Annotated in this window: 16 protein-coding genes; 9 read left to right on the forward strand and 7 right to left on the reverse strand. The window is 69.7% G+C overall.

What is annotated here, in order from left to right:
• Positions 1-333: 333 nt before the first annotated feature.
• Positions 334-2,064, forward strand: coding sequence for an L-arabinonate dehydratase (araD, locus tag IM787_RS12470; protein ID WP_193676960.1), 1,731 nt, complete (start codon positions 334-336; stop codon positions 2,062-2,064).
• Here the strand turns inward: araD and IM787_RS12475 are convergent.
• Positions 2,061-2,927 carry a LysR family transcriptional regulator gene (locus IM787_RS12475; protein WP_193676961.1) on the reverse strand — a complete coding sequence of 289 codons (867 nt, stop codon included), beginning with the start codon at positions 2,925-2,927 and terminating at the stop codon, positions 2,061-2,063. The two genes, araD and IM787_RS12475, sit on opposite strands and share 4 nt — an antisense overlap.
• 93 nt (positions 2,928-3,020) lie before the next feature.
• On the opposite strand from IM787_RS12475, the gene IM787_RS12480 reads away from it, so the two are divergent.
• The 4 genes from IM787_RS12480 to IM787_RS12495 all read left to right on the forward strand — a co-directional run bounded on the left by IM787_RS12480 (position 3,021) and on the right by IM787_RS12495 (position 5,811).
• Complete coding sequence (locus tag IM787_RS12480; protein ID WP_193676962.1) at positions 3,021-4,184, forward strand: mandelate racemase/muconate lactonizing enzyme family protein; 1,164 nt, start codon at positions 3,021-3,023, stop codon at positions 4,182-4,184.
• 118 nt (positions 4,185-4,302) lie between these two features.
• The gene (locus tag IM787_RS12485) at positions 4,303-4,629 is read left to right on the forward strand and encodes a hypothetical protein (RefSeq protein ID WP_193676963.1); all 327 of its coding nucleotides are present in this window, start codon (positions 4,303-4,305) and stop codon (positions 4,627-4,629) included.
• Positions 4,630-4,712: 83 nt separating this feature from the next.
• Entirely contained in the window at positions 4,713-5,204 is a 492-nt protein-coding gene (locus IM787_RS12490) for a J domain-containing protein (RefSeq protein WP_193676964.1), read from the forward strand.
• A 121-nt stretch (positions 5,205-5,325) separates the two neighbouring features.
• Positions 5,326-5,811, forward strand: coding sequence for a YXWGXW repeat-containing protein (locus tag IM787_RS12495; protein WP_193676965.1), 486 nt, complete (start codon positions 5,326-5,328; stop codon positions 5,809-5,811).
• Between the two features lie 16 nt (positions 5,812-5,827).
• Here the strand turns inward: IM787_RS12495 and IM787_RS12500 are convergent, their stop codons facing one another.
• The 6 genes from IM787_RS12500 to IM787_RS12525 form a co-directional block, all read right to left on the reverse strand.
• Positions 5,828-6,292: an SRPBCC family protein gene (locus tag IM787_RS12500; RefSeq protein WP_193676966.1), complete on the reverse strand. Its 465-nt coding sequence runs from the start codon at positions 6,290-6,292 to the stop codon at positions 5,828-5,830.
• A complete protein-coding gene (locus tag IM787_RS12505) occupies positions 6,187-6,624 on the reverse strand; it encodes an ArsR/SmtB family transcription factor (RefSeq protein ID WP_193676967.1) in 438 nt (145 codons plus the stop codon). The genes IM787_RS12500 and IM787_RS12505 overlap by 106 nt, the downstream gene beginning before the upstream one ends.
• A gap of 13 nt (positions 6,625-6,637) precedes the next feature.
• On the reverse strand, positions 6,638-7,036 hold the full coding sequence (locus IM787_RS12510) for a VOC family protein (protein ID WP_193676968.1): 399 nt from the start codon (positions 7,034-7,036) through the stop codon (positions 6,638-6,640).
• An 11-nt stretch (positions 7,037-7,047) separates the two neighbouring features.
• On the reverse strand, positions 7,048-7,548 hold the full coding sequence (locus IM787_RS12515; RefSeq protein WP_193676969.1) for a VOC family protein: 501 nt from the start codon (positions 7,546-7,548) through the stop codon (positions 7,048-7,050).
• Between the two features lie 118 nt (positions 7,549-7,666).
• The gene (locus tag IM787_RS12520) at positions 7,667-8,137 is read right to left on the reverse strand and encodes a tellurite resistance TerB family protein (protein ID WP_193676970.1); all 471 of its coding nucleotides are present in this window, start codon (positions 8,135-8,137) and stop codon (positions 7,667-7,669) included.
• Positions 8,138-8,141: 4 nt separating this feature from the next.
• Entirely contained in the window at positions 8,142-9,305 is a 1,164-nt protein-coding gene (locus IM787_RS12525; RefSeq protein WP_193676971.1) for an acyl-CoA dehydrogenase family protein, read from the reverse strand.
• A gap of 241 nt (positions 9,306-9,546) precedes the next feature.
• On the opposite strand from IM787_RS12525, the gene IM787_RS12530 reads away from it, so the two are divergent.
• From IM787_RS12530 to IM787_RS12545, 4 genes are all read left to right on the forward strand, one after another.
• Positions 9,547-11,052, forward strand: coding sequence for an alpha/beta hydrolase family protein (locus IM787_RS12530; protein WP_193676972.1), 1,506 nt, complete (start codon positions 9,547-9,549; stop codon positions 11,050-11,052).
• A 129-nt stretch (positions 11,053-11,181) separates the two neighbouring features.
• Positions 11,182-12,384 (forward strand): acetyl-CoA C-acetyltransferase, encoded by a 1,203-nt coding sequence (locus IM787_RS12535; protein ID WP_193676973.1) that lies wholly within the window; start codon positions 11,182-11,184, stop codon positions 12,382-12,384.
• 7 nt (positions 12,385-12,391) lie between these two features.
• Positions 12,392-14,539, forward strand: a complete 2,148-nt coding sequence (locus IM787_RS12540; RefSeq protein ID WP_193676974.1) for a 3-hydroxyacyl-CoA dehydrogenase NAD-binding domain-containing protein — start codon at positions 12,392-12,394, stop codon at positions 14,537-14,539.
• Entirely contained in the window at positions 14,536-15,957 is a 1,422-nt protein-coding gene (locus IM787_RS12545) for a coniferyl aldehyde dehydrogenase (protein ID WP_435531157.1), read from the forward strand. The genes IM787_RS12540 and IM787_RS12545 overlap by 4 nt, the downstream gene beginning before the upstream one ends.
• The last annotated feature ends 64 nt before the right edge of the window (positions 15,958-16,021 follow it).

The following is a 16,021-nucleotide window of genomic DNA, read 5'->3' on the forward strand; positions in this document are numbered from 1 at the left end:
CTCTTCTGTCAGAGTCATCCTACAGAAAGGGTTCCGGAGAGGCGAGTTCAAAAAATGCCTAGTGGCGGAGCTGCCATGGGCCACGTGACAAATTCACGAAAGCCTGTGTTGGCATTTCGCTGCACGGGCAGCACGAATGCGGCATCCGGGAACCCGGCATGCGGTTTGCAAGTCGTAGTCAGGGAGCCGGGTTCTTTTTCAAGTTTCTTTCCCGGCTACTTATCCCTCGGAGCCCCAAGGCCCCGGGGGATTTTTTATTGTGCCCGCGCGGCCCGGCGCCGGCTGGCCGGCGACCGATCGCCCCTGCATGGTGCAGTGCCAAACTACGGCTCCATGGCCAAGCTCGAAAAACTCCGCAGCCAGCGCTGGCTGGACCGTGACGACTTCCGCTCGTTCAACCATCGATCGCGCGTCATGCAGATGGGGTACGACCCCCGGGACTGGGAGGGCAAGCCGGTCATCGCCATCCTGAACAACTGGTCCGACTACAACCCCTGCCACCAGCACTTCAAGCACCGCGTGGAGGAGGTCAAGCGCGGCGTGCTGCAGTCGGGCGGCTTTCCCCTCGAACTGCCGACCGTGTCGCTGGGCGAGAACCTGATCAAGCCGTCCGCCCTGCTCTATCGCAACATGCTGGCGATGGAGGTGGAGGAGATGATCCGCGCCTATCCGGTGGATGGCGTGGTCCTGATGGGCGGCTGCGACAAGACGACGCCCGCCATGCTGCTGGGCGCGACCAGCGCCGACCTGCCGGCGATCTTCCTGCCCGCCGGCCCCATGCTGCGCGGCATGTCGCGCGGCCAGACGCTCGGCTCGGGTTCCGACGCCTTCAAGTACTGGGACGAACGCCGCGCCGGCACCATCACCGAGCCGCAGTGGCAGTCCATCATCGGCGGCATCGCCCGCAGCGCCGGCACCTGCATGACGATGGGCACGGCAAGCACGATGACCTCCATCGCCGAAGCGATCGGCATGGCGCTGCCGGGCTCCGCCTCCATCCCGGCGGTCGACGCCGGCCACCAGCGCATGGCGGCGCAGTGCGGCCGCCGCATCGTGGAGATGGTGCGCGAGGACCTGCGGCCGTCGGCCGTGCAGACGCGCGAGGCCTTCCTGAACGGCATCACCGTCGCCATGGCGCTGGGCTGCTCCACCAACGCCATCATCCACGTGATCGCGCAGGCGCGCCGCGCCGGCCAGGACATCTCGCTGGCCGATTTCGACCGCATCAGCCGCGACGTCCCGGTGCTGGCCAACATCCGCCCGAACGGCACCAGCCAGTACCTGATGGAGGACTTCCACTACGCCGGCGGCCTGCCGGCGCTGATGCAGCGCCTGCGCCCGCACCTGCGCCTGGACCAGGTGACGGTGACGGGCCGGACCGTCGCCGAGAACATCGAAGGCGCCGAATGCTTCAACGACGACGTGATCCGCCCGCTGGCGAATCCCGTCTACCGGGAAGGCGCCCTGGCGGTGCTGCGGGGCAATTTGGCACCCGACGGCTGCGTGATCAAGCCTTCCGCCATGAGCGAGAAGTTCCTGCGGCACACCGGCACGGCGCTGGTCTTCGACGACTACCCGAGCATGAAGAAACTGATCGACGACGAGCAGGCCGACGTGACGGACGACCACGTGATCGTCTTGCGCAACGCCGGACCCAAGGGCGGCCCGGGCATGCCGGAATGGGGAATGATCCCGATGCCCGTGAAGCTGCTCAAGGAAGGCAAGCGCGACATGCTGCGCATCAGCGACGCGCGCATGAGCGGCACCAGCTACGGCGCGTGCGTGCTGCACGTGGCGCCCGAGGCCTTCATCGGCGGCAACCTGGCGCTGGTGAAAACCGGCGACCGCATCTCGGTCGACATCCCGGCGCGGCGCATCCACGTGGAAGTCTCCGACGAGGAACTCGCCCGGCGGCGCGCGGCCTGGGTTGCGCCGCCGCCGCGGTTCGCCCGCGGCTACGGGTGGATGTTCACCCAGCACATCCTGCAGGCCGACCAGGGCTGCGACATGGATTTCCTGCAGGCCTCGTTCGGCGAGAACGCCGGGGAGCCCGACATCTTCTAGCGCGCGGCGGCCCCCGCCGCCTGCCAGAACGCCTCGGCCCGCGGCCCCAACGGGGCGGGGTCGCGGTACAGGCGGATCTCGATGGGGATGCGCCAGTGGGCCGGCCCGGCCACCTGCAACCGGTCCTGCCCCAGTTCCTCGCGCACGAGCGATTCGGGCAGCCAGGCCAGGCCGCGCGCGTCGAGCGCCATGCTTTTCAGCACCGATGCGAGGTGGGCGGTGAAGACCGGCTGCAGTCCCGCGGCGGCGAGTTCCGCACCGAGCGCCCGGCGCACGATGCGCCCCAGGCCGGATTCGTCGCTGAAGCCGAGCAGCGCGCGGTCCGGCGCGCCGCGGGCCTGCACCGGCAGCAGCATGTCGTGCCCGATCGGGATGGAAGGGAAATCGCGTGCGACCGCCGCTGCGCCTTCACGCGCCGGAGCATGCGCGACGACGAACTGCACGTCGCCCTGCGCGAGCAGGTCCTCGCAGCGTTGCAGCACGTCGGACACCAGCCGGACCGGCCCGCCCCCCGCGTCACGCTCCAGCGACTGCAGCCAGCGCGGGACGAAGCTGAACGACAGGGCATGCGTCGCCGCCAGGCGCAGCGTCGCGGCACCGGCCTGCGCCACCGTGCGCGCCTCGCCCGGCAGGCGCGCCACCCGCGCCAGCACTTCCACGGCTTGCGGACGGAACCACTCGCCGGCGGCGGTCAGCCGGGCCGGCTGGCTGCTGCGGTCGAACAGTTCGGCGCCCAGCCACTCCTCCAGCGCCCGGATGCGGCGGCCGAACGCGGGCTGCGTCATGTGCCGCTCCTCGGCGGCGCGGGAAAAGTGGCCGCTGGCGGCCAGCGCCAGGAAATCCTCGAGCCAGGACAGGTTCATGGGCAGTGCCTTGGCGGCATCAAGCGGTAGAAAACGGGCATTGGCGCGCGGGCGCCGCCCTGGCGATGATGCGCGGCTGCCAAAGGAGTCCCCATGAAGATCGTCGACATCCGCGAGAAGACCGTCCCCATCAGTTCGCCCATCCGCAACGCCTACATCGACTTTAGCAAGATGACGCTGAGCCTCGTCGCCGTGATCACGGACGTGGTGCGCGACGGCCAGCCGGTGGTGGGCTACGGGTTCAATTCCAATGGCCGCTATGGCCAGGGCCAGCTGATGCGCGAGCGCTTCCTGCCGCGCATCCGGGAAGCCGAAGCCGACACGCTGCTGGACGCACGCGGTGTCCTCGACCCGCACAAGGTGTGGGCCACGATGTTCCGCAACGAGAAGCCGGGCGGCCACGGCGAACGCTCGGTCGCGATGGGCACCATCGACATGGCGCTGTGGGATGCGGTGGCGAAGATCGAGGAGAAGCCGCTGTTCCGGCTGCTGGCCGAGCGCTACGGCGACGGCACGGTCAACCGCAGGGTGTTTGTGTATGCCGCCGGCGGCTACTACTACCCCGGCAAGGACGACGCGCAGCTGAAGGACGAGATGCGCAGCTACCTGGACCGCGGCTACTCGGTGGTGAAGATGAAGATCGGCGGCGCCTCGCTGGACGAGGACCTGCGCCGGATCGACTCCGTGCTGTCCATCCTGCAGGACGGGCAGCGCCTGTGCGTGGACGCCAACGGCCGGTTCGACCTGGACACCGCGATCGCCTACGCCAAGGCGCTCTCCCACTACGACCTGTTCTGGTACGAGGAAGCCGGCGACCCGCTCGACTTCGAACTGCAGGCCACGCTGCGCAGCTACTACCGCAACCCGATGGCGACCGGCGAGAACCTGTTCTCCATGCAGGACGCCCGCAACCTGGTGCGCTACGGCGGCATGCGGCCGGACCGCGACTTCCTCCAGTTCGACTGCGCGCTGTCGTACGGCCTCGTCGAGTACCTGCGCACGCTGGAGATGCTGAAGGAACACGGCTGGTCGGCCAGCCGCTGCGTGCCGCACGGCGGCCACCAGATGTCGCTGAACATCGCTGCCGGACTGGGACTGGGTGGCAACGAGTCGTACCCCGACCTGTTCCAGCCCTACGGCGGCTTCCCCGACGGGGTCCAGGTCGAGGACAGCCACGTGGTGCTGCCGGAACTGGCGGGCATCGGCTTCGAGGGCAAGGCGGACCTGATCCGCGAGATGCGAGCACTGTCGCGCTGAACTTGCCGGCAGGCCGGCTCCCGCTGTAGGACCATGCCGCTTCCTTGTAAACCGTTGCCACAGCAGCGGACTTGCGTCGCACACTCCCGGCGCAGGGAAGCAGTACAGGGAGAGCGACATGGAAAGGATCTCGGGCCCCGTCAACGGGTTCTATCTCGCGGCCTACGCGGCACCGAACGCCGACGGCGACGCGTTCTGCAGCTACGCGAAGGTCTGCTGGACGAAGCCGGAGAGCTACTGGGACGCCGACTGCGCCTTCAAGATCTTCGGCGGCGAGCACCACCACGACGCGGAAAGCGCCCTGGCCGCCGTGGCCCATGACGCGCGCAACGAGATCACCTGCCTGCCGCGGCATGCGCGCTCCCTCGCCGAACAGCGCCAGCGCGACCAGATCCCGATCCCGCGGCTGTTCGTCACGTCCTTCTTCCGGCACCGGCTCACCTGAGCCGCCGCTGCTGATTTCGTAGCACCGAACCCACACCGGCCGCCCGCATGGACGCTTTTGCTGGACGCGACGCGGACGAAGCTATGAAAATCGTAGCGATGGCCGCGCCCATGCCCACCTACTACGACGTGCTGCAGGTCGCGCGCGACGCGAGCGCGGCCGAAGTCCGCACGGCCTACCGCAAGCTCGCGCAGAAGTATCACCCCGACAAGATGCCGGACAACGCGAACGCCGTGCGGGCGATGACCGCCATCAACGCCGCGTACGAGGTGCTCTCCGACCCGCACCGCCGCGCCGAACACGACCTCTGGATCCGCCGCGCCGAGCGCACGCGCCAGCCGCTGCCGCCCGTCCCGCAGGGACCGCAGAGCCTGTGGGCCATCCTCCATCCCGCCACCAGCTGGCCGTGGTACCTGCTGTCCGCCACGGTGCTCGGCGCTTTCGGCACGGTCGCCACGGCGGTGTACCTCACCGCCATGCCGGCGCGCGCTGCACCGCTGCCCGCCGCCACCACGCCCACCGCGGCGGCGTGCCAGGCGGCCCCCGCACCCAAGCACTGCGCCCCCCGCTCCTGATCCATGGCAGAGGCGCACGGCGCAGGCCGGACGCCACTGACGGGCAGATACGCAGCGCGCCGATGCCGCGCCGGCCCGCGAGGCCGCACCTTGTCTTCATCCCAAGGACAAGGAGCGACACATGCAACGCAAGACTCTGCTGGCCGCCGCCCTCGCCGGTGGCGCACTGATGGGCCTTTCCTCCGTGGCCAGCGCCGCGCCGGCCATCGTGGCGTCGGCTTCGGCACCCAGCCACATCATCGTGCAGGCGCCGCCGCCGCCGGTGTTCGAGAACGCACCCGCGCCGCGGGCAGGCTGGGTCTGGGCGCCCGGTCACTACGAGTGGCGCGACGGCCGCTACGTGTGGATGAGCGGCCGCTGGATCGAGGACCGCCCGGGCTGGGAGTGGCAGGAAGCGCGCTGGATGCAGCGCCCCGACGGCTCCTGGTCGCTGGTGGGCGGCCAGTGGATCCGCAGCGACAACGTGACCTACGACGACCGCGACCGGCGCGGGCCCAACGGCGACATGGACCGTGACGGCGTGCGCAACGCGGACGACCGGGACCGCGACGGGGACGGCGTCGCCAACCGCGACGACGACTTCCCCAACAACCCGAACCGCAGCTGACGCCCGGTGCGCCGCGTCAGGGGTTGATCTCCGGCCGGCGCATCCACGCGTCCAGTTTCTCGAAGGTCAGCGTCCAGCCATGGGCGTGGCCTTCGCGCGCGGCGCGGTCGAAGAAGCGCTCGTGCCGGAAGTCGAGGCGCGTGCCGCCGCCGTCGGGGTGCAGTTCCACCGTGACGAGCGACACGCGGTCCGGCGTGCTCTGCCAGGCCCAGGTGAACACGAGGCGCCCGTGGGGCACGACCTCCTGGTATTCGCCGGCGACCTCGTGCTCCTCGCCGTCGGGCGTGCGGAAGCGGATGCGGTAGCTTCCGCCGCGCCGCACGTCCATGTCCGCCCGCAGCACCGAGTCCGGTTCGCCCGGACCGAACCAGGCGCTCAGCGCTTGCGGGTCCGTCCAGGCGCGCCAGACCCGCTCCGGGGCGGCGGGGTAGCGGCGGGTGATGCGGAGTTCGGGCCTTTCCTCGAGCCGGCCGGTTTCCATGGCTGCACTTCCTCCTCGTGGTACAGGTAGCGCCCCAGCGCATCGAGCCGGGCATTCCAGAACTTCTCGTAGTGGGCCAGCCACATGGCGGCATCCTCCAGCGCACCCGGCGCGAGTTCGCAGCGCACGGTCCGGCCCTCCTTCGCACGCACCAGCAGCCCGGCATCCTCCAGCACGCGCAGGTGCTTCATGAAGCCGGGCAGCGACATGCCGTGCGGCTGCGCGAGCTCGGTGACGCTCGCCGGTCCCCGCGTCAGCGTGTCGATCACGCCGCGCCGCGTGGCGTCGGAGAGGGCCCAGAAGACCTGGTCCAGGACGGCGTCGTCGGCCATCGCAGCGGCCCGCTCAGGCCTGTGGCCGCGGCAGGGGCTGCAGCAGGCTCAGGCGGTTGCCCTCGGTGTCGATGAATGCGACGTACTGGCCGATGCCGGGGATCTCCATGGGCGTGCCCAGGACCTCCCCGCCCGCCTTGTCCACCGCCTGCATCGAACGGCGGATGTCCGCCACGCCGATGACCACCGACGGATGCTGCCCGGGCATGTCCGGGGAACGAGGGAAGAAGCCGCCGTTGATGGCGCCGCGCGGCGCATCCGGCACCGCGTCGGCCTCCGCGGTGGTGGCCAGCACGTAGCGGCCCATGTCCTCGCCGAGCCTCTGCAGCTTCCAGCCGAACACGGCCTCGTAGAAGCGCGCGATGCGCCCCGCGTCGTCGTACGGCATCTCGAAATGAACCACGGGATCCATGGGTGGCCTCCTCACTTGCCTTCGTGCGCCCGCTTCAGGGCGGCGATGTCCAGCTTCTTCATCTGCAGCATGGCGGCGAAGGAGCGCTCCACTTTCGCGGGGTCGGGGTCCACGAGGTACTGGAGCATTTCCTGCGGCACCACTTGCCAGGACACGCCGAACCTGTCCTTCAGCCAGCCGCATTGCTGCGCCCGCGGGTCGCCGCCTTCGCCGAGGCGGCTCCAGAAATGATCGATCTCCTGCTGGTCCTCGCACATCACCTGCAGCGAAAGCGCCTCGTTGAACGTGAAGACGGGCCCGCCGTTCAGCGCGGTGAAGCGCTGGCCGGCCAGCTCGAACTCCACGGTCAGCACCGAGCCCGCCTCGCGGCCGTGGATCTCGCGCCCGGCCTTCGGGTAGCGCGTCACGAGGTGGATGCGCCCGCCGGGAAACACCCCGGTGTAGAAGCGCGCGGCCTCCTCCGCCTGGTGGTCGAACCAGAGGCACGGGACGATCTTGGAAACGATCTGCATGGGATCTCCTGTCATGGCAGCCGCCTCGCGGCGGCCCCTTTAGTTAACCGACAGGTTTAGTTTAAGCGCACGCGTCCGGCTGTCAAGCGAGGGACGTAACGGACCGTGAGCCCGGCCGTCAGGGCGCGCCGAGGCCCGTCGCCTGCCTGGCGTGGAGCTTGGCGGCGATGTATTCGCCGTGGGTGACGTGCAGCAGGCCGGCCACCTTGGAGATCACGTGGTTCTCGTTCTCGCCGAGCGCGCCGTCGGCATAGGCCACCAGCCACATGAACTCGATGATGCGCACCTTCTGCGGCTGGCTGAAGCGCTCGTTGAGGGTGGAGGTGAAGGCGAAGAAGTCGTTGGCGGCGCGCGCCTTCTCCTCCGCGATCTCCATCAGCCGCGCCAGCTCGTCGGGACTGAGCGTGAACTTGCGCCGCAGCGCGGCCAGCACCGCTTCGCGTTCGGCGGGTGCGACATCGGGCTCGGCCCGCATCACCTCCACCAGCAGCACGGCGGTGGCGAGTTGCAGGGCGTGTTCCTCCTCGGCCGCGCTGGCGGGCGTGGCGGGAACGAGCGAATCGAAAAGGTCCTTCAGGGCGCGCAGCATCGCCCTATTTTGCGCCCAGCCCCATGGCCCGCGTGATCACTTCCTTCATGATCTCGTTGGTGCCCCCATAGATGCGCTGGACCCGGGCGTCGGCGTATGCGCGCGTGATGGGGTATTCCCACATGAAGCCGTAGCCGCCGTGCAGCTGGACGCATTCGTCCATCACCTTGCACTGCAGGTCGGTCGTCCAATACTTCGCCATGCTCGCGGTCGCGGTGTCCAGCCTGTCCTGCAGCACCAGTTCCAGGCACTTGTCGACGAACACGCGCGCGACCTGCACTTCGGTCTGCATCTCGGCCAGCTTGTAGCGGGTGTTCTGGAAGGCGGCCACCGGCTGGCCGAACACCCGCCGGTCCTTCACGTACTGCACGGTCCAGTCGATCGCCGCCTGGGCCGAGGCGACCGCCGTGACGGCGATCTGGATGCGCTCCCAGGGCAGCTGCTCCATCAGGCAGATGAAGCCGCGGTTGCGCATGGCCTCGCCCCCCAGCAGGTTCTCCGCGGGCACGCGCACGTTGTCGAAGAACAGCTCCGACGTGTCCTGCGCCTTCAGGCCCAGCTTCTTCAGCCGCTTGCCCTTGCTGAAACCCGGCATCCCCTGCTCCACCAGCAGCAGGCTGGTGCCCTTGGCGCCCGCGGCCGGGTCCGTCTTGGCGACCACGACCACCAGGTCGGCATGCCAGCCGTTGGTGATGAAGGTCTTGCTGCCGTTCAGGAGGTAGCTGCCGTCGGCCTGCAGGAGCGCCGTGGACCGAATGCCCTGCAGGTCGCTGCCCGCCGCGGGTTCGCTCATGGCGATGGCACCGACCATCTCGCCGCTGGCGAGTTTCGGCAGGTAGCGCTGCTTCTGCGCTTCCGTACCGTAGTGCAGGACGTACGGCGCCACGATCTCGCTGTGGAGGCCGAAGCCGACGCCGCTGAAACCGCCGCGTGCCAGTTCCTCCATCTGGAGCACGGAATAGAGCTTGTCGACACCGGCGCCGCCGTAGGCCTCCGGCATCGTGGGACAGAGGTAGCCGTTGGCCCCTGCCTTGCGCCAGAGCTCGCGATCCACGTAGCCGGCCTCCTCCCACGCCTCGTGGAAGGGCGCGACTTCCTTGTCGACGAACTTGCGGAAGGCGTCGCGGAACGCCTCGTGGTCGGGAGAGAAGAGCGTGCGGTCGATCATGGGAGGTCCGGATGCGTGGGAGCGGCCGCGACGGCGGCGCGTGCGCGACGGACTTTAGCGGATGTTCCCGCACGGTCGAGCTGCGGAGCTTCGCCCGCGTGCACGCCACCCGCGTGCGATCGGCGCAGGCCCGCAGCTACCGGGGCAAACCCTGAGTGGCGTTTGCCACCAAGGCGTCACTGCGACGAGAAATGAACTGCTACAACGTCGATCCGCATTACCCAAACAGGAGACAAGACAGATGAAGCTCGCGACCCGTCCGTTGGTTCCCTTTCTTCTGACCGCCTTCACGGCCGCCGTGCTGACCGCCTGCGGCGGCGGCGGCGACGACGGCGCCACCCCGATCGCGCAACCGGAGGCGACGCGCGCGCAGGACACCCGCACGAGCTTCGCGGTCGTCCCGTTCGACAACACCACGGCCTATCCGGACTACGAAGCCGGTGCCGGCGGCAAGGCGAGCTTCACGGCCCTGGCCGGGACCGACACCGACCGCTGGACGGGCACGCTGGGCGGCGCCGGCTACCGGGTCGAGGTGCCGCGCAACTGGAACGGCAAGCTGGTGATGTATGCCCACGGCTATCGCGGCACGGGCGACGCCCTCACGGTGTCCAACCCCAGCGTGCGCAAGTACCTCATCGACAACGGCTACGCCTGGGCGGCCTCCAGCTATTCGAAGAACTACTACGACGTGCGCGCCGGCGTGGAGGACACCAACGCGCTGGCGAACGCCTTCCAGCAGATCGCGCGGAACAACGGCCGCCTGCTGGCGACGCCGACGAAGGTCTACATCACCGGCCACTCGATGGGCGGGCATATCGCCGCCGCGGCGGTCGAGGCGGAGACCATCGCCACGGCCAACAACGTGGTGCGCTATGCCGGCGCGGTCCCGATGTGCGGCGTGACCGGCGACATGGCGCTGTTCGACACCTTCACCGCGATGCAGGTGGCGGCCCAGGCGGTCGCAGGCGTGCCGAACCATCCGCTGACGCGATGGAACGAGATCGCCGCGGACGTGAACGCGAAGCTGTGGCTGACGGCGCCCGGCGCGGGATCGCCGATCGTGCCGACCCCTGTGGAAGGCGAGCGCTTCGTCAGCATCGTCAAGAACCTTACCGGCGGCGAGCGGCCGCTGTTCCGCCTGGCGCTGCAGCGTGGCGGCTCCTTCCCGTCGGCCTACGGCACCTTCGGCGGCGACGGCACGGTGACGGGCATCCTGAACTCCTGGGGAACGGACACGAGGGCGTTCACCTACACGATCGACGGCGACACGGTCAACACCAGCGCCATCAATGCCGCGGCGCAGAAGGTCTCCGAGACGCCCGACGCGAACCGCCTGCGGCGCGACGGCCTGCGCTGGGTGCCGCAGGTCAACGGCGAGTTCAGCGTGCCGGTGGTGGCGATCCACACGCTGGGCGACCTGTTCGTGCCGTTCAGCATGATCCAGGCCTACCGCCAGCGCGCCGAGGCCGAGGGCAACGGGGGCCGCCTGGTCACGCGTGCGATCCGCGGCATCAGCCACTGCGACTTCACGGTCAGCGAACAGGTCGAGGCGGTGGACGCGATGCTCAAGTGGGAAGGCGGCGGCGCCAAGCCCACGGGTGACGACGTGACCACCGCTGCCACGGTCGCGGCCCCCACGTATGGCTGCACGCACACCCGCGCGGCCGTGGGCGGCACCGACACCGGCACGACGGTCGCCCTGCGCAACCTGATCGGCCTGGCCGGCGGCGCCTGCCCCGCCCCCTGAGCGCCAGCGAGAGGAGGCACGAGGGCCCGGCCGGACAGCTGTCCGGCCGGGCCCTTGTCCTTCCGGGGCCGGGCCGCGTGCACGCGCGCCCCCTGTCCCTATACTGGCCGTGACCCTCGAGGAGATGACATGGAAGCTTTCGTATACGACGCGATCCGCACGCCGCGCGGCAAGGGCAAGAAGGACGGCAGCCTGCACGAGGTGAAGCCCGTCAACCTGCTGGCCGGCGTGCTGGCCGAACTGCAGCGGCGCAACGACTTCGACACGGGCCAGGTGGACGACGTCGTGATGGGCGTGGTCTCGCCGATCGGCGAACAGGGCTCGGTGATCGCCAAGGTCGCGGCGCTCAAGGCCGGCTGGGACTGGCGCTGCTCCGGGGTGCAGCTCAATCGCTTCTGCGCTTCCGGCCTCGAGGCCGTCAACATGGCGGCGCAGAAGGTGCGCTCCGGCTGGGAGGACCTGGTCGTGGCCGGCGGCGTCGAGAGCATGAGCCGCGTGCCGATCGGCTCCGACGGCGGCGCCTGGGCGCAGGACCCCGAGACGAATTCGGCCACGGCGTTCGTGCCGCAGGGCATCGGCGCCGACCTGATCGCGACGCTGGAAGGCTTCCGCCGCGAGGACGTCGACGCATTCGCGCTGGAATCGCAGAAGCGCGCCGCTCGGGCGCGCGAAGGCGGCTTCTTCGCCGGGTCGGTGGTGCCCGTCAAGGACTTCCTGGACCAGACGATCCTGGCCGAGGACGAGTTCATCAAGCCGCACACGACGATGGAAGGGCTGGCCTCGCTCAAGCCGGCGTTCGAACAGCTGGGCGCCATGGGTTTCGACCAGGTGGCGATCGGCCGCTACCCCCAGGTGGAGCGCATCGCTCACGTCCACCATGCGGGCAATTCCTCCGGCATCGTCGACGGCGCCGCCGCCGTCCTCATCGGCAGCGAGTCCGCGGGCAAGACGCACGGTTTCACGCCGCGCGCGCGCATCGTGGCGGCGGCGCTGTCCGGCGCCGACCCGACGATCATGCTCACGGGCCCGATGCCCGCCGCCCGCAAGGCACTGGCCAAGGCCGGCCTGACCATCGACCAGATCGACCTGTTCGAGGTGAACGAGGCGTTCGCCGCGGTGCCGATGAAGTTCATGCGCGAGATGGGCGTGCCGCACGAGAAGGTCAACGTGAACGGCGGCGCGATCGCCATGGGCCACCCGCTGGGCGCCACGGGCGCCATGCTCCTGAACACGCTGATCGACGAACTGCACCGGCGGCAGCTGCGCTATGGCCTCGCCACGCTGTGCGTGGGCGGCGGCATGGGCATCGCGACCATCGTCGAACGCGTCTGAGGCCGCCATGAAGACCATCCGCTACGAACTCGCCGACGGCATCGCCACCCTCACCTTCGACGAGCCCGGCTCGCCGGTCAACACCATGTGCGCGCAGTGGCAGGAGGACCTGACCGCCGCCGTGCAGCAGGTGCTGGCGGACAGGGAGGCGATCCGCGGCATCGTGCTGGCCTCGGCCAAGTCCACCTTCTTCGCCGGCGCCGACCTCAAGGGCACGATGCGGCTGCAGCCGCAGGATGCGCAACAGGTGTTCCGCGAGATCGAGCAGACCAAGAAGAACTTCCGCACGCTGGAGACCCTGGGCAAGCCGGTGGTCGCCTGCCTGAACGGCGCGGCGCTGGGCGGCGGCTGGGAGGTCGCGCTGGTCGCGCACCACCGTGTGGCGGTCGACCACCCCAAGATCCAGTTCGGCTTGCCGGAGATCACGCTCGGCCTCATCCCCGGCGCCTCGGGCATCACCAAGATGACGCGGCTGCTGGGCCTGCTCGGCGCCCAGCCCTACATCCTGGAAAGCCAGCTGTTCTCGCCGCGCGAGGCGCTCGACCTGGGCCTGGTGCACGAACTCGTGCCCGACGCGGAAGCGCTGCGCCCTGCCGCGCTCGCGTGGATCGCGGGCCACCCGCAGGCGCAGCAGCCCTGGGACGCCAGGGACTACCGCATGCCGGGCGGCACGCCCAGCCATCCGAAGATCGCCGGCATGCTGGCGGTCGCGCCCGCGGCGCTGAAGCAGAAGACCCGCGGCCTCTACCCGGCGCCGGAATACGCGCTGGCCTGCATGGTGGAAGGGGCGCAGGTGGATTTCGACACCGCGCTGCGCATCGAGAGCCGGTATCTCGCCAAGCTGATCGTGTCGCCGGTGGCGAAGAACATGATCAACACCTTCTTCTTCCACATGAACGCGATCAAGTCCGGGCAGTCGCGTCCGAAGTGGGAAGGCCGGTACCAGCCGCAGAAGGTGGGCATCCTGGGCGCCGGGATGATGGGTGCGGGCATCGCCTATGCGCAGGCCAGCCGCGGCATCGCCACCGTGCTGAAGGACGTCTCGCTGGACAAGGCGGAAGCCGGCAAGGCCTACAGCGCCAGGCTCACGCAGGCGCGCGTCGACAAGGGCCGCCTGGGCCCGCACGACCAGCAGGCGCTGCTGGCGCGCATCACGCCGACCGAATCGGTGCGCGACCTGGAGGGCTGCGAACTGATCGTGGAGGCGGTGTTCGAGAACCGCGAACTGAAGGCGCGCGTGACGAAGGAGGCGGAGGCGCTGCTGGCCCCCGGCGGCTTCTTCGCCAGCAACACTTCCACCCTGCCGATCACCGGGCTGGCCAGGGCCAGCGCGCGGCCGGAGAAATTCGTCGGCATCCACTTCTTCAGCCCGGTCGACAAGATGAAGCTGGTGGAGATCATCCGCGGCCAGGCGACCGACGACGAGACGGTGGCCCGTGCCTACGATTACGTGCAGGCCCTCGGCAAGCTGCCGATCGTGGTGAACGACAGCCGCGGCTTCTTCACCAGCCGCGTGTTCGGCACCTTCGTGATGGAGGGCGCCGCGATGGTGGGCGAAGGCATCCCCGCGGCGGTCGTGGAGCAGGCGGGCGTGCAGGCCGGCATGCCGGTCGGGCCGCTGGCGGTGCTGGACGAGACCGCCCTCTCGCTGTCCGTCCACGTGCTGGACCAGACCCGGGCGGACATCCGCGCCGAAGGCGGGACGTACATCGCCACGCCCGGCGAGCTGCTGGTCGAGCGGATGGTCAAGGAGTTCGACCGCAACGGCCGCGCGGCGGGCGGCGGCTTCTACGAATACCCGCAGGAGAAAGGCGCCAGGAAGTTCCTGTGGCCGGAACTCAAGGCGCTGTTCGAGCGGCCCAGCGTCGCCTGGGACCTGCAGGAGCTGAAGGACAGGCTGCTGTACCGGCAGGCGATCGAGACGGCGCGCTGCCTGTCTGAAGGCGTGCTCACCAGCCTGCACGACGCCAACATCGGCTCGATCTTCGGCATCGGCTTCCCGGCCTGGACCGGCGGTGCGATGCAGTTCATCTACGGGACGGGCATCGATGCCTTCCTGCACCGCGCGGAGGTCCTCGCGGGCAAGTACGGCCCCGGCTTCGCCGTCTCGCCCCAGGTCAAGGACACCCTCCGGCGCCACGCGCCGCGGTACTGACCATGGACCGCGCTCCCGGACTCCCCGCCTTGTTCGCGGGACAGCGCGAGGCCTTCGCCCGCGAGCCCTACCCTTCGCTCGCCGTGCGGCTCGACCGGCTGGCCCGGCTGCGCACGCTGCTGGAAAGGCATGGCGATCACCTCGCCCAGGCCATCTCCGCGGATTTCGGCAACCGTTCCCTGCACGAGACGGCCATCGCGGAAACGTTCATCGTGCTGGCGGCCATCGCGCACACCCGCCGGCACCTGAAGCGCTGGATGAAGGCGCGGCGCGTGCCGACCTCGTTCCACTCCCTGCCGGGAACGAGCCGCATCCTGCCCCAGCCCGTCGGCGTGGTGGGCGTCGTGAGTCCCTGGAACTACCCGCTGCAGCTGGCATTGGCCCCGATGGTGGCGGCCCTGGCCGCGGGCAACCGCGTGCTGGTGAAGCCCAGCGAACTCACGCCCGGGTTCGCGGGCCTGCTGGCGGAACTCGTCTCCGGCGCCTTCGCCCCCGACGAGGCGGCGGTCGTCCTCGGTGACGCCGACGTCGGCAAGGCGTTCGTGGCCCAACCTTTCGACCACCTGTTCTTCACCGGCTCCACGGCGGTCGGGCGCCAGGTCGCCCTCGCGGCGGCGGCACACCTCACGCCGGTGACACTGGAGCTGGGGGGCAAGTCTCCGGCCCTCGTGGACACCGGGGCGGACCTGCAGGAAGCGGCGGCACGGATCGCCGCGGGCAAGCTTTTCAACGCGGGCCAGACCTGCATCGCGCCCGACTACGTGCTGTTGCCGCGCGGGCAGGAGGAGGCCTTCGCACGCGCCTACCGGCAGGCGGTCCTGCGCATGTATCCGCGGCTGGAGGAGAACCCGGACTACACCAGCATCGTCAATGCGCGCCACTACCAGCGGCTCGAAGGCCTGGTGCAGGACGCGCAGCAGCGCGGCGCCCGCGTGCTGCCGATCGCGCCCGAAGGAGAGTCCGCCGACCCCGCGCGGCGCAAGCTGCGTCCGGCCGTGCTGCTGGAGGTCGCCCCGGACATGGCGGTCATGCAGGAGGAAATCTTCGGCCCGCTGCTGCCCGTGCTGCCCTACGACAGGCTCGACGACGCGATCGCCTTCGTGAACGCCCGTCCGCGGCCGCTGGCGCTCTACTGGTTCGGCCACGACGCCGCCCGCCGGCAGGCCGTGCTGACCCGCACCGTCTCCGGCGGCGTCACGGTGAACGACGTTCTCCTGCACATCGCGCAGGAGAACCTGCCGTTCGGCGGCGCCGGCGAAAGCGGCATCGGCGCCTACCACGGCGAGCACGGATTCCGGCTCTTCTCCAAGGAGAAGCCAGTCTTCATCCAGTCCCGCCTGGCCGGCAACGCCTTGCTGCGCCCTCCGTACGGCCCGGCGACGGAACGGGTGCTCCGGCTGCTGCGCAAGCTGGTCTAGGGACGCACAGGCCGCAGCCGGCCGCGGAATCGTTGACTCCGGCAAGTATCTGGCCGACACTCGC

Source organism: Ramlibacter pallidus (genome assembly GCF_015070875.1).
GTDB classification, from domain to species: Bacteria; Pseudomonadota; Gammaproteobacteria; order Burkholderiales; family Burkholderiaceae_C; genus Ramlibacter; species Ramlibacter pallidus.

Excerpts from the sequence above, each read along its gene's own strand:
- araD (WP_193676960.1), top strand. The coding sequence starts at position 334 with ATGGCCAAGCTCGAAAAACTCCGCAGCCAGCGCTGGCTGGACCGTGAC.
- IM787_RS12475 (WP_193676961.1), bottom strand. The coding sequence starts at position 2,927 with ATGAACCTGTCCTGGCTCGAGGATTTCCTGGCGCTGGCCGCCAGCGGC.
- IM787_RS12480 (WP_193676962.1), top strand. The coding sequence starts at position 3,021 with ATGAAGATCGTCGACATCCGCGAGAAGACCGTCCCCATCAGTTCGCCC.
- IM787_RS12485 (WP_193676963.1), top strand. The coding sequence starts at position 4,303 with ATGGAAAGGATCTCGGGCCCCGTCAACGGGTTCTATCTCGCGGCCTAC.
- IM787_RS12490 (WP_193676964.1), top strand. The coding sequence starts at position 4,713 with ATGAAAATCGTAGCGATGGCCGCGCCCATGCCCACCTACTACGACGTG.
- IM787_RS12495 (WP_193676965.1), top strand. The coding sequence starts at position 5,326 with ATGCAACGCAAGACTCTGCTGGCCGCCGCCCTCGCCGGTGGCGCACTG.
- IM787_RS12500 (WP_193676966.1), bottom strand. The coding sequence starts at position 6,292 with ATGGAAACCGGCCGGCTCGAGGAAAGGCCCGAACTCCGCATCACCCGC.
- IM787_RS12505 (WP_193676967.1), bottom strand. The coding sequence starts at position 6,624 with ATGGCCGACGACGCCGTCCTGGACCAGGTCTTCTGGGCCCTCTCCGAC.
- IM787_RS12510 (WP_193676968.1), bottom strand. The coding sequence starts at position 7,036 with ATGGATCCCGTGGTTCATTTCGAGATGCCGTACGACGACGCGGGGCGC.
- IM787_RS12515 (WP_193676969.1), bottom strand. The coding sequence starts at position 7,548 with ATGCAGATCGTTTCCAAGATCGTCCCGTGCCTCTGGTTCGACCACCAG.
- IM787_RS12520 (WP_193676970.1), bottom strand. The coding sequence starts at position 8,137 with ATGCTGCGCGCCCTGAAGGACCTTTTCGATTCGCTCGTTCCCGCCACG.
- IM787_RS12525 (WP_193676971.1), bottom strand. The coding sequence starts at position 9,305 with ATGATCGACCGCACGCTCTTCTCTCCCGACCACGAGGCGTTCCGCGAC.
- IM787_RS12530 (WP_193676972.1), top strand. The coding sequence starts at position 9,547 with ATGAAGCTCGCGACCCGTCCGTTGGTTCCCTTTCTTCTGACCGCCTTC.
- IM787_RS12535 (WP_193676973.1), top strand. The coding sequence starts at position 11,182 with ATGGAAGCTTTCGTATACGACGCGATCCGCACGCCGCGCGGCAAGGGC.
- IM787_RS12540 (WP_193676974.1), top strand. The coding sequence starts at position 12,392 with ATGAAGACCATCCGCTACGAACTCGCCGACGGCATCGCCACCCTCACC.